This window comes from Microbacterium sp. Au-Mic1, from assembly GCF_021341785.1.
Classification (GTDB): Bacteria; Actinomycetota; Actinomycetes; order Actinomycetales; family Microbacteriaceae; genus Microbacterium.
The window spans coordinates 119,047-130,386 of sequence record NZ_JAJTTF010000010.1 but is presented as its reverse complement, the minus strand read 5'-3'; the positions used below and the strand labels follow the sequence as shown (position 1 = coordinate 130,386).

The following is an 11,340-nucleotide window of genomic DNA, read 5'->3' as shown; positions in this document are numbered from 1 at the left end:
CGGCGCGACGTTCGCCCCGCGGGTTCCCGGAGCAGGCATTCCGGGCGATGCTAGGGTGGCGCCCGAAACGGCCGGAGGAACAGCGCACCGAGGAGCACCGCCCATGTCGCAGGAACGCATCCACGTCAACCCGCTGCACCATCGGCCGGGGGCCAAGCTGCTCGTCGACAAGCACCGGATCCCGGATCAGGGGATGGACTCCCTTCTCGCGTATCACGTCGTCAGCGACGAGACCATGCTCGACGGCAATGCCCGCCTGAACCTCGCCACCTTCGTCACGACCTGGATGGACGAGGAGGCGCAGCGCCTCTACGCCGACGCCGTCGACAAGAACATGATCGACAAGGACGAGTATCCGCAGACCGCGGCGATCGAGACGTACTGCCAGGGCATGATCGCCGAGCTCTGGCACGCTCCCGATCCTGCGGCCGCTCCCGCCACCTCGACCATCGGATCGAGCGAGGCCTGCATGCTCGCCGGCATCGCCCTGAAGAGGCGCTGGCAGGAGCGCCGGCGCGCGGCCGGGCAGGATGCCGCGCGGCCCAATCTGGTGATGTCGAGCGCCGTGCAGGTGTGCTGGGAGAAGTTCTGCAACTACTTCGAGGTCGAGCCCCGCTACGTGCCCGTGAGTGACGAGCATCCCGCACTGGACGGCGCCCTGCTGGACCAGTACGTGGACGAGAACACGATCGGCGTCGTCGCGATCATGGGCGTCACCTACACGGGCGCCTACGAGCCGGTCACGGAGATCGCCACGGCGCTCGACCGGATCGCGGAGACGGCGGGGCACGACGTCCCGATCCACGTCGACGGGGCCTCCGGCGGCATGGTCGCGCCGTTCCTCGACCCCGACCTGGAGTGGGACTTCCGGGTGCCGCGGGTCGCCTCCATCAACACTTCGGGGCACAAGTACGGACTGGTCTACCCGGGGCTCGGCTGGGTCGTGTGGCGCGATGCCGAGGCGCTCCCGGAGTCGATGATCTTCCGCGTCAGCTATCTCGGCGGCGACATGCCGACGCTCGCGCTGAACTTCTCCCGACCCGGGGCGCAGGTGCTGCTGCAGTTCTACATGTTCCTGCGGCTCGGGCGCGAAGGCTATGCGGAGGTGCAGGGCACCTCGCGCGCGGTCGCGCGATATCTCGCGGACGGGATCGGAGCGATGGACGAGTTCGCGCTCATCAGCGACGGATCCACGATCCCGGTGTTCGCCTGGCGGCTTGTCGACGGCCACACCGAGAACTGGACGCTGCACGATCTGTCCGATCGGCTGCGCATGCGCGGCTGGCTGGTCCCGGCGTACCCGCTGCCGGCCGACCGGGAGCAGATCACCGTGCAGCGCATCGTGGTCCGAAACGGCGTGACGATGGACCTTGCCGAGGCGCTCCTCGCGACGATCCGCGAGGAGGTGGCGTACCTCGATGCGCTCACCGCGCCGCTGCCCGATCGCACGGCAGGTCCGGGATTCCGGCACTGATCACCTGTATGCCGCGCGTCTGACGGTCTGTCGAGTGCCCTCGTCAAGTGCAGCAGCGAACCGCGCAGGATCCCCCTCACGGGGGAGGCGGCCTCCGTCGACAGTGCCCACGTTGACTGTACGAAGCTGACTGTACGAAACGGAGCTCTTGGCGCTCCGCGGCATCGCGCATCCGCCGAGCGCGCGCTCTACGGGCCGAAACGAGGGGGGTGAAGGTTCGTCGGCCTGCGTCGGGCAGAGCGGAACAGGCGGCGCCGGACGCGTGCCCGACATGCGTCGAACTCCGACGTGCCCCCGCTGGGATTCGAACCCAGACTGAAGCGATTTTAAGTCGCCTGCCTCTGCCGTTGGGCTACGGGGGCTGCAGGTCGAGCCTAGCGAGCGCCGCCCCGCGAGCGATGTTGACTCGGAGCCAATAGGGTGGGGGAGTGCTCGAGCTCATCGCCGATCAGGGCCACGCGTCCGCGTCCGCCCGCCCCGCTGCGCACGCCTGGGAGGACCCGGCCCGCTGGTGGCCGCGCCTGACCGAGGCCACGGCGCACCTGCCCGCGCCGGTCGCCGTGATCGATCTCGACGCGCTGCGCTACAACACGATGGACATGGTGGTGCGCGCTGGCGGGCTGCCGATCCGGATCGCCACGAAGTCGGTGCGCGTGCGCGAGGTCATCGATGCCGCACTGCGGGTGCCGGGGTATCAGGGCCTCCTCGCCTTCACACTGGCCGAGGCGCTCTGGCTCGCCGAGGATCACGACGACATCGTGCTGGCCTACCCGACCGCCGACCGTCCGGGGCTCGAGCGGCTGCTCGCAGACGAGCGGGCCGCCGCGCGGATCACGCTCATGGTCGACGACGAGTCCCAGCTTGATCTCATCGACGCGGTCGCGGCTCCCGCACGGCGGCCGCGTGTGCGCATCGCGATCGACGCCGACGCCTCCTGGCGGGCCCCCGCGCTCGGCCACATCGGCGTGTTCCGCTCGCCGCTGCACACGCCGGAGGAGGTTGCTCGATTCGCACGCCGGGCCGCCGAGCGCGATGGCTTCCGCCTCGTCGGGCTGCAGATGTACGAGGCGCAGATCGCCGGCCAGGGCGACGACACCGGCAGCGGCGACACGCTGATCCGTGCCGTGCAGACCCAGTCTCGCCAGGAGCTGCGCGCACGGCGCGCACGCATCGTGGAGGCCGTACGAGCGCTCGTGCCCCTCGAGTTCGTCACCGGCGGAGGCACGGGATCCCTGGAGTACACCGGATCCGACCCGGCGCTCACCGAGATCACGGCCGGAAGCGGGCTCCTCGCGGGGCACCTGTTCGACGGCTACCGCGGTTTCGCGCCGGCGCCCGCCAGCGCCTTCGCGTTCGACGTCGTGCGCCGCCCCGCTGCCGACATCGCGACGATCCTCGGCGGCGGGTGGATCGCATCCGGGCCGCCGGTCGCCTCGCGTCAGCCTCTGCCGGTCTGGCCGCAGGGCCTGCAGACGGCGCCGCGGGAGGCCGCGGGAGAGGTGCAGACGCCGCTGCGCGGTGAGGCTGCACGCACGCTCCGTGTGGGGGACCGCGTCTGGCTGCGGCATGCCAAGAGCGGCGAGCCGGCCGAGCGGATCCTGAGCTATCACCTCGTCGACGGCGGGCGCGTCGTCGATGAGCTGTCCACCTATCGCGGTGAGGGAAAGGCGTTCCTGTGACACGCATGGGCGGAACCTGGCAGAACTGGGGTCGGTCGGCCTCGATCCGACCGATCCGCGTCGAGCGTCCTCGCTCACCGGAGGGCGTGCAGCGCGCCGTTCTCGCCGCCGCAGCCCAGGGGCTGCGCATCAAGGCGGTCGGTGCCGGCCACAGCTTCACGGGTGTGGCGGTGGCCCCCGATGTGCTGCTCGAACTCGACGACCTGCAGGGCCTGGTCTCGGCGGACGAGGCCCGCGGGCGCGTCACGCTGCTGGCGGGGACGCGGCTGCACCGGATCCCGGCGCTGCTCGCCCCGTACGGGCTGGCGATGGAGAACCTCGGGGACATCGACCGGCAGTCGATCTCCGGGGCGATCTCCACGGGCACGCACGGCACCGGAGCCGCCTTCCGCGGCATCGCCGCCCAGGTCGTCGGCGCGACTCTGATCACAGCGGCGGGCGAGTTCCTCCGGGTCGACGAGGAGCGCAACGCGGAGCTGCTCCCCGCCGTCGCGCTGGGGCTCGGCGCGCTCGGGATCCTCGTCGAGGTGACCCTGCAGTGCGTGCCGGCGTTCGTGATGCACGCGGTCGACGCACCGGCCCCGCTGGACGAGGTGCTGGAGGGCGTGCACGAACGCGTGGCCGCGGCGGATCACTACGAGTTCTACTGGTTCCCGCACACCGACGTGGCGCTCACGAAGACGACGGAGCGGCTTCCGGAGTCGGCGGTGCGGCGGCCGCTGCCGAAGGTCGGCAAGTGGATCGACGAGACGCTGCTCTCGAACGGCGTGTACCGAGCCGTGTGCGCGGCCGGCGTCGCGGTGCCCACGATCACGCCGTCGTTCAGCCGGCTCGCGGTGAAGCTCACGGGCGACCGCGAGTACACCGATCTCTCCCATCGCGTGCTCACCCAGAGCCGGACGGTGCGCTTCCGGGAGATGGAGTACGCGCTGCCGCAGGATCAGATCGTTCCCGTCTTCCACGCGGTGCAGGCGCTCATCGCGAAGCGCGGCTGGCGCATCGAGTTCCCGATCGAGGTGCGGTTCGCGGCGGCCGACGACCGCTGGCTGTCCACCGCGCACGAGCGCGATTCCGCATACCTCGCCGTGCACCGGTACTGGCGCCACGACCCTCGTGAATACTTCGACGCGGTGGAGCGGATCTGCCTCGCACATGGCGGAAGGCCGCACTGGGGCAAGCTGCACACGCTGGGCGCCGACGAGTTGCGGGAGCGCTATCCGCGCTTCGACGACTTCCTCGCGCTGCGCGACAGGATGGATCCGGAGCGCCGATTCGGCAACGGCTATCTGGAGCGCGTTCTCGGCGCCTGACCGTTCCCTGGCAGCCCGGCGAACACGGAGGATGCCGGGATAGGATGGGCCGAAACCGCGTCAGCAAGGGGGTCGTCGTCCGTGGATGTTCTTGTTCCAGTACTCGTCGTCGTCGGTGTGATCGTCGTCCTGATCGTCGCCGTCGGCATCTATCTGTGGGCCACGTACAACTCGCTCGTGCAGCTGGGGGTCCGCGTCGACGAGGCGTGGAGCGACATCACCGTGCAGCTCAAGCGCCGAGCGGACCTGATCCCCAACCTCATCGACACGGTGAAGGGCTACGCCGCGCACGAGAAGGCCGTGTTCGAGAACGTCACCCGCGCCCGCGCCGAGACGCTGTCCGCCTCCAGCCCCGGTGAGGCGGGAGCAGCCGAAGGACACCTGCAGCAGGCTCTGAAGAGCCTGTTCGCCGTCGCCGAGGCGTATCCGCAGCTGCAGGCCAGCCAGAACTTCCTGCAGCTGCAGGCGGCGCTCGTCGACACCGAGGACAAGATCCAGGCCTCGCGCCGGTTCTACAACGGCGGCGTGCGCGAGCTGAACACCAAGATCAAGGTGTTCCCGAACAACCTGTTCGCCCGCAACCTGGGCTTCACCGAGCGCGAGTTCTTCGAGGTGGCCGACGGCGCCGCCATCGCGGAGCCCCCGCGCGTCCAGTTCTGACACGGACGGGTTCAATGCCGCGAAGCGGCGTTGAGCCCTTCGCGTATCAAGGTTGAGCGAGGACGCCGAAGGCGACCGAGCCGAAACCCCGAGTCGGAGACCCCGGGGGCGATCAGCTCCCGGGCGGAACCTGATCCGTCCGTCCCACATCGTGCCGCCGGACCCGCTCCGGGTGCCCGTCCAGCACATCGGCGAGGGCCGCTGACGCGTCGCCCCAGCCCGACACCGAGACGTGCTCGAGACCCTGCCATGCAGCGGCGGTGCGCAGCTCGGCGGCGATCGGCTCGAGGTCGGTCGCCGGGCGCGCCTGCGGCTCCCACCACGCCGACTGCACGCGCAGCGTGCCCGCGGCGCGATCCGCCTTGAGATCCACTCGGGCGGCGATCCGATCGCCGACCAGCACGGGCAGCGAGTAGTAGCCGTAGCGGCGCTTGGCGGCCGGCGTGTAGATCTCGATCCGGTAGTCCAGCGCGAACGCCCGCAGCGCCCGGTCCCGGAACCACACCACCGGGTCGAACGGCGTGAGGATCGCGGTGGCGTCGATCCGGCGCGGCAGGACGGCGTCCACATGCCGCCAGGCCGGAACCGCCCGCCCCCCGCGCTCCCACCCGCGCACCCGCACGGGCTCCAGCTCGCCTCGCTCCACGAGGACGTCGATCGCACCGAGCACGGCGGTGCGGTCCTTGATCCGGTAGTAGTCGGCGATGTCGGCTGCCGTGGCGACCCCGTGCGCCCTGGCCGCCCGGCGCACGAGCTCGCCGATGGCCGTGGCGCGGTCCAGATCGCGCCCGAGCAGATCGACCGGCACCACGTCTTCGGCGAGGGCGTATCGGCGCTCGAAGCCGTCGCGCCCGGCGATCGCCACCTCTCCGACCCGCCACAGATACTCCAGAGCGTGCTTGACGTCGTCCCACTCCCACCATCCGGCCTTGCCGCCCGGGGCATCGCCGCGGATGTCGGCGGGACGTGAGGGACCGCGCTCACGCAGCTCGGACCGGACCCAGCCCAGCGTCCGCGCCGACGAGGTCCGCCCCCAGAACTCGCCTCGCTTTGCGCGGAAGGCGTCGCGGCGGAAGCCCCACAGGGGCCAGTCCTCGACGGGAAGGAAGGTCGCCTCGTGAGCCAGGTACTCGGTGTACCGGCCGGAGCGCGCGGCGGTCGGCCGGGCCAGGAACGCACGCTCCAGCAGGGCGGGGTCGTAGACGCCCAGGCGTGAGAACAGCGGCAGGTAGTGCGAGCGCGCGAACACGTTCACCGAGTCGATCTGCAGGACGCCCATGCGCGCCATGGCCGTGTGCAGATGGCGCACGCCAGGATCGGCAGGCCGTCGGCGAGAGAACCCCTGCGCGGCCAGTGCGATCCGCCGGGCCTCGCCGGCGCTCAAGGTGTCGACCACGGAGTGTCCGGAGTGTCCGGAGGGTCGGCGGGGCTCGGCGGGGGAGTCGGTCACGTCGGTCAGCGTATCGACAGCCGTCGACATCGGCGGAGCCCGTCGTCGCCGTCGCACGGATGAGGCGTCCGGTGCCGCGCCCGTAGACTGGGCCGATGAGCGAGGACAGCACGCCCCGGCTGCGCGATCTCATCCGCCAGCGCACGGTGACAGGCCACGTGGATGTGCGCGACGACGTGCAGCGATCGCTGCCCATCGGCCTGCGCATCGCCACCTCCTACGCCTGGCGGCTGCTGGTGATCGCCGCCGCGCTCGGCGTCGTGATCTGGCTGGTCATGCTGTTCAAGATCCTGGTCATCCCGCTCATGGTCGCGATCCTGCTCACGGCGCTGCTCTGGCCCGTTTTCAGCACCATGCTGCGGGCGCGGTGGCCGCGCTGGCTCGCGATCGTGGTGGCTCTCGTCGGCACGCTGGCGATCGTGGGCGGACTGCTGTGGCTCGCGATCTGGCAGATCACCCAGCAATGGGACGGGGTCCAGGCGCGTTCCGTCGCCGCCTGGGCGCAGTTCCAGCAGTTCCTCCTCGACGGCCCGCTGCACCTGACGAGCAAGCAGATCCAGGATCTGCTCGACCAGTCGGTGAAGTTCCTCGGCGAACAGGGGGAGCTGCTCAAGAGCGGGGCGATCGCGGTCGGCACGACCTTCGGCCACGTCGCGACCGGCGCCGTACTCACCCTGTTCATCCTGCTCTGCCTGCTCGCCGACGGCGGCGGCATCTGGCGATGGACCCTGAAGCTCTTCCCGAAGGCGTCGCGCACCGCCGTCGACGCGGCGGCCCGCAACGGCTGGGCCACGGTGATCAACTACGCGCGCACGCAGATGCTGGTCGCCTTCATCGACGCGGTCGGCATCGGGCTCGGCGCCTTCCTGCTGGGCGTGCCGCTGGCCGTCCCCGTCGCCGTGCTGGTGTTCCTCGGATCCTTCATCCCCATCGTCGGAGCGGTCGTCACCGGAACCCTGGCGGTCTTCCTCGCGCTGGTCTACAACGGACCGTGGATCGCGCTGTGGATGCTCGTCGTCGTGCTCGCGGTGCAGCAGATCGAGGGGCACATCCTCCAGCCGATCCTGATGGGATCCGCGGTCAAGGTGCACCCGCTCGCGGTGGTGCTCGTCGTGGCCGGCGGCGCCCTGATCGCAGGGATCCCCGGGGCGCTGTTCGCGGTGCCGCTCGCCGCGTTCGTGAACGTGGCCGCCGTGACCATCAACTCCGGTGCGTGGCGCACCGGCGCCGCCCCGGACGGCGACTACATCTGGCAGACCGTGCCCCGGGCGCGGAGAAGGAGCAAGCGATGACGAACGACACGACCCCCACCGTCGCCCCCATCCCCACGTTGGCGGAGATCCAGCAGGCGGCGGACGGCCTGGACGGCGTGATCGTGCGCACCCCGACGCTGCCCTCGGTCGCGCTCACGAAGGTGCTGGGTTCGCCGGTGCTGCTCAAGATGGAGAACCTGCAGCGCACGGGGTCGTTCAAGATCCGCGGTGCGGTGCACCGGCTGTCCACGCTCACGGCCGAGGAGCGCAGCCGCGGTGTGGTCGCGGCCTCCGCAGGCAACCACGCGCAGGGTGTGGCCCTCGCGGCACAGGCGCTGGGCATCCCCGCGACGATCTTCATGCCCATGGGCGTGCCGGTGCCGAAGCTGCTCGCCACGCGCGGATACGGTGCGGAGGTCGTGCTCGAGGGAGAGACGGTCGCGACGTCGCTGCGCCTCGCAGCCGAGTTCGCCGAGCGCACCGGTGCGGTGCTGATCCCGCCGTTCGACCACCGCGACATCGTCACGGGCCAGGCCACCCTCGGCCTCGAGCTCGTCGAGGACGTGCCCGACGTCGACACGATCCTCGTCGGCATCGGCGGCGGCGGCCTGATCGCCGGTGTCGCGGCCGCGGTGAAGGCGCGTGCGGCTGAGCAGGGACGCACGGTGCGGGTGATCGGGGTGCAGGCCGAGAACGCCGCCGCGATGGGGCCGTCGCTCGCGGCCGGCCACCCCGTCGAGATCACCACGCAGCCGACGATCGCCGACGGCATCCTCGTGGCGCGCCCCGGAGACGTGCCCTTCGCGATGATCGCCGAGCTCGTCGACGAGGTCGTCACGGTCAGCGACGACGACATCGCGCGTGCCCTGCTGCTGCTGCTGGAGCAGGCCAAGGTCGTGGTGGAGCCGGCCGGCGCGGTCGGGGTCGCGGCGATCCTGGCGGGAAAGGTGCACGAGAGCGGCACCACGCTCGCCGTGCTCTCCGGCGGCAACATCGATCCGCTGCTCCTGCAGCGCGTCGTCTCGCACGGCCTCGCGGCCTCGGGCCGCTACCTCACGCTGCGTATTCCGCTGCCCGATCGCCCGGGCCAGCTCGCCCGGGTGTCCGAGCTCATCGCGCACGCCGGGGCCAACGTCATCGAGGCGATGCACACGCGGCACGGCCACGGCCTGCAGATCAACGACGTCATCCTCGAGCTCAGCGTGGAGACCCGCGGCCCGGAGCACTCCGAGCTCACCCTCGACACGCTGCGCGCGGCCGGCTTCGAGCCGATCGTGGTGCAGGACTAGATCCCCCGGGGCGTTGAGCGAGCACCGACGCAGTCGGTGCGAGACGCACGCCGCACACGACGAACCCGCCGGCCCTCGATGGCGCGGCGGGTTCGTCGTGTGCGGATGCGGTCAGCCCGCGAAGGTCTCGACCTTCAGGATCTCGACCTCGATCGAGCGGCCGTTGGGGGCCTCGTACGAGGTCTTCTGGCCGACCTTGAGGCCCTGGATCGCGGATCCGAGGGGGCTCGCCTCGCTGTAGACGTCGAGGTCGGTGCCGCCGGCGATCTCGCGGCTGCCGAGGAGGAAGACCTCCTCGCCGCCCGCGACGGTCGCAGTCACGACGGTGCCCGGCTCGACGATGCCCCGGCTGGCCGGGGCCTCGCTCACCTTGGCCGTCTTCAGCAGCGTCTCGAGCGTGCGGATGCGCGCCTCGATCTTGCCCTGCTCGTCCTTGGCGGCGTGGTAGCCGCCGTTCTCCTTGAGGTCGCCCTCCTCGCGCGCGACCTCGATGCGCTTGGCGATCTCCTCGCGGCCGACCGTGGAGAGGTTCTCCAGCTCCGCGACAAGACGGTCGTAGGCCTCCTGCGTGAGGAAGGGGACCTGTGCGTCGTTCGACACGGTGAACTCCTTGCGAATCGGATCCGGGATCAGCAGGTCCCGGATATGCCAAGACGCCCCGGCACCTGCCGGGGCGTCGCTCAACACGATGAGCCTAGGACACCCAGCAGGAGTTCACCAAACCGGTCGTCGCGGCCGACACGATCGGCACATGCTCGGTGAAGGCACGGGAGTGCTTCTCGGATCCGGGGTAGGTGACGAGGCGCCAGCCCACGATTCCGAACTCCTCATCCTGCGCCTCCACGATGCAGTGCACGGGCCGGTTTGTGGGCGCGGTGATCTGGAAGGACACCGTCACGCTGTGATCGTCGACGAGCTGGAAGCCCGTTCCCGTCACATCCACGGTGTCTGCGGAGCCCTGCCATGTCCACCACCCGAAGACACCGACGACGATCGCGGCGGCCGCGATCGCGAGGATCATCGGCAGACGCCGGCGGGGTCCGCGGCCGTATCGCTCTTCGAGCTGGGCGGGGGTCGTCACGGCGGGGTGCATCCGATCGTTAGGCTGGTGGTTCCAGGTTATCCCGAGGGAGCCTTGGGGCCCGAACGGGCCGTGCCCAGAAAGGCTGAGAGATGATCGAGGCGATCCTTGCCGCCGTGACGGCGACCCCCACTCCGACCCCGACGGTCGACCCGAACCTGGTCACGCCGGGGCCCGTGGGATTCGTGATCGTCGCCGTGATCGTCGTGTTCGCGGCTCTGCTGATCTGGGACATGCAGCGACGGATCCGCCGGGTGCGCTACCGCGAGGAGGTGCGCGCCGAGCTCGACGCCGAGGAGGCGGCCCAGGGCGCCGACACGGGCGAGGACGAACCGGACGCGCGCAGGTCCTGACGCCGCGGGGCAGACCGAGCCCACCCGTTCAGCCGGGCCGGGTTCAGCCGGGCAGGCCCAGGGACGGGTGCAGCGGCGCCAGCGAGATGAGCAGGCACGCGGTCCAGTGGCAGAGGAACGCCAGCACGGTGCAGACGTGGAAGATCTCGTGGAAGCCGAATCTCCCCGGCCACGGGTTCGGCTTCTTCAGCGCGTAGACGACGGCCCCGCCGGTGTACAGCAGTCCGCCCACGCACACCAGCACCATCATGGCGACGTTCGCCTGCACGAGGTCGACGATGTACATCATGGCCGCCCAGCCGAGCAGCAGATAGAGCGCGACGTACAGCCAGCGCGGGGCGTTGATCCAGAACACCCGGAACAGGATCCCGAGGAGGGCCCCCGACCACACCAGGATCAGCAGCAGCGTGCCCTTCTCCGGTGTGAGGGCGAGCGTCGCGAGCGGCGTGTAGGTTCCGGCGATGAGCAGCAGGATGTTGGCGTGATCGATCCGCTTCAGGATCGACTTCGTCCGCGGCTTCCAGTTGAAGCGGTGGTACAGCGCGGAGTTGCCGAACAGCAGGAGCGAGGTGATCATGAACACCGCCGCCGCCCACTTCGCGACCGTCCCCTGGGCGAGCACGATGAGCACGATGCCGGCCGCGATCGCCACCGGGAAGGTGCCGGCGTGGATCCAGCCCCGCCAGGTCGGCTTGATCTCGAGCTGCGCGTCGACGGCGGCCACCTCCATGAGGGGCAGTCCGGGCACATCGGGGGCAGCGGATCGGCTCGCTCGGCGCATGCTTGAACTC

At 70.5% G+C, this 11,340-nt stretch carries 11 protein-coding genes and 1 tRNA gene; 7 read left to right on the top strand and 5 right to left on the bottom strand.

All coding sequences use genetic code 11. The features are described from left to right. Positions 1–103: 103 nt before the first annotated feature. Complete coding sequence (locus tag LXM50_RS14315; RefSeq protein WP_233312093.1) at positions 104–1,474, top strand: glutamate decarboxylase; 1,371 nt, start codon at positions 104–106, stop codon at positions 1,472–1,474. Positions 1,475–1,763: 289 nt separating this feature from the next. Here the strand turns inward: LXM50_RS14315 and LXM50_RS14310 are convergent. After that, positions 1,764–1,836: transfer RNA gene (locus LXM50_RS14310), tRNA-Leu, on the bottom strand. Between the two features lie 66 nt (positions 1,837–1,902). Here LXM50_RS14310 and LXM50_RS14305 point away from each other — a divergent pair. The 3 genes from LXM50_RS14305 to LXM50_RS14295 all read left to right on the top strand — a co-directional run bounded on the left by LXM50_RS14305 (position 1,903) and on the right by LXM50_RS14295 (position 5,123). After that, complete coding sequence (locus LXM50_RS14305; protein WP_233312092.1) at positions 1,903–3,153, top strand: alanine racemase; 1,251 nt, start codon at positions 1,903–1,905, stop codon at positions 3,151–3,153. Continuing rightward, a complete protein-coding gene (locus LXM50_RS14300) occupies positions 3,150–4,463 on the top strand; it encodes a D-arabinono-1,4-lactone oxidase (protein WP_233312091.1) in 1,314 nt (437 codons plus the stop codon). Before LXM50_RS14305 ends, LXM50_RS14300 begins: the two co-directional genes overlap by 4 nt. Positions 4,464–4,544: 81 nt before the next feature. After that, a complete protein-coding gene (locus LXM50_RS14295; protein WP_233312090.1) occupies positions 4,545–5,123 on the top strand; it encodes a LemA family protein in 579 nt (192 codons plus the stop codon). Positions 5,124–5,235: 112 nt separating this feature from the next. On the opposite strand, the gene LXM50_RS14290 is transcribed toward LXM50_RS14295, so the two are convergent. Continuing rightward, positions 5,236–6,573 (bottom strand): DNA glycosylase AlkZ-like family protein, encoded by a 1,338-nt coding sequence (locus tag LXM50_RS14290; protein ID WP_308192531.1) that lies wholly within the window; start codon positions 6,571–6,573, stop codon positions 5,236–5,238. A 95-nt stretch (positions 6,574–6,668) separates the two neighbouring features. Between LXM50_RS14290 and LXM50_RS14285 the strand changes: the two genes are divergently transcribed. Both LXM50_RS14285 and ilvA read left to right on the top strand, forming a co-directional pair. Continuing rightward, positions 6,669–7,865 (top strand): AI-2E family transporter, encoded by a 1,197-nt coding sequence (locus LXM50_RS14285; protein ID WP_233312088.1) that lies wholly within the window; start codon positions 6,669–6,671, stop codon positions 7,863–7,865. Continuing rightward, entirely contained in the window at positions 7,862–9,115 is a 1,254-nt protein-coding gene (gene ilvA / locus LXM50_RS14280) for a threonine ammonia-lyase (protein WP_233312086.1), read from the top strand. Before LXM50_RS14285 ends, ilvA begins: the two co-directional genes overlap by 4 nt. 111 nt (positions 9,116–9,226) lie before the next feature. Here ilvA and greA read toward each other — a convergent pair whose 3' ends face one another. Together greA and LXM50_RS14270 are read right to left on the bottom strand one after the other, a co-directional pair. After that, the gene (greA, locus tag LXM50_RS14275) at positions 9,227–9,715 is read right to left on the bottom strand and encodes a transcription elongation factor GreA (protein WP_233312084.1); all 489 of its coding nucleotides are present in this window, start codon (positions 9,713–9,715) and stop codon (positions 9,227–9,229) included. Between the two features lie 94 nt (positions 9,716–9,809). Then, positions 9,810–10,196, bottom strand: coding sequence for a DUF4307 domain-containing protein (locus tag LXM50_RS14270; protein ID WP_233312083.1), 387 nt, complete (start codon positions 10,194–10,196; stop codon positions 9,810–9,812). A 92-nt stretch (positions 10,197–10,288) separates the two neighbouring features. On the opposite strand from LXM50_RS14270, the gene LXM50_RS14265 reads away from it, so the two are divergent. After that, the gene (locus LXM50_RS14265) at positions 10,289–10,549 is read left to right on the top strand and encodes a hypothetical protein (protein ID WP_233312081.1); all 261 of its coding nucleotides are present in this window, start codon (positions 10,289–10,291) and stop codon (positions 10,547–10,549) included. Positions 10,550–10,592: 43 nt separating this feature from the next. On the opposite strand, the gene LXM50_RS14260 is transcribed toward LXM50_RS14265, so the two are convergent. Then, positions 10,593–11,330, bottom strand: a complete 738-nt coding sequence (locus LXM50_RS14260; protein ID WP_233312080.1) for a hemolysin III family protein — start codon at positions 11,328–11,330, stop codon at positions 10,593–10,595. Positions 11,331–11,340: the final 10 nt, after the last annotated feature.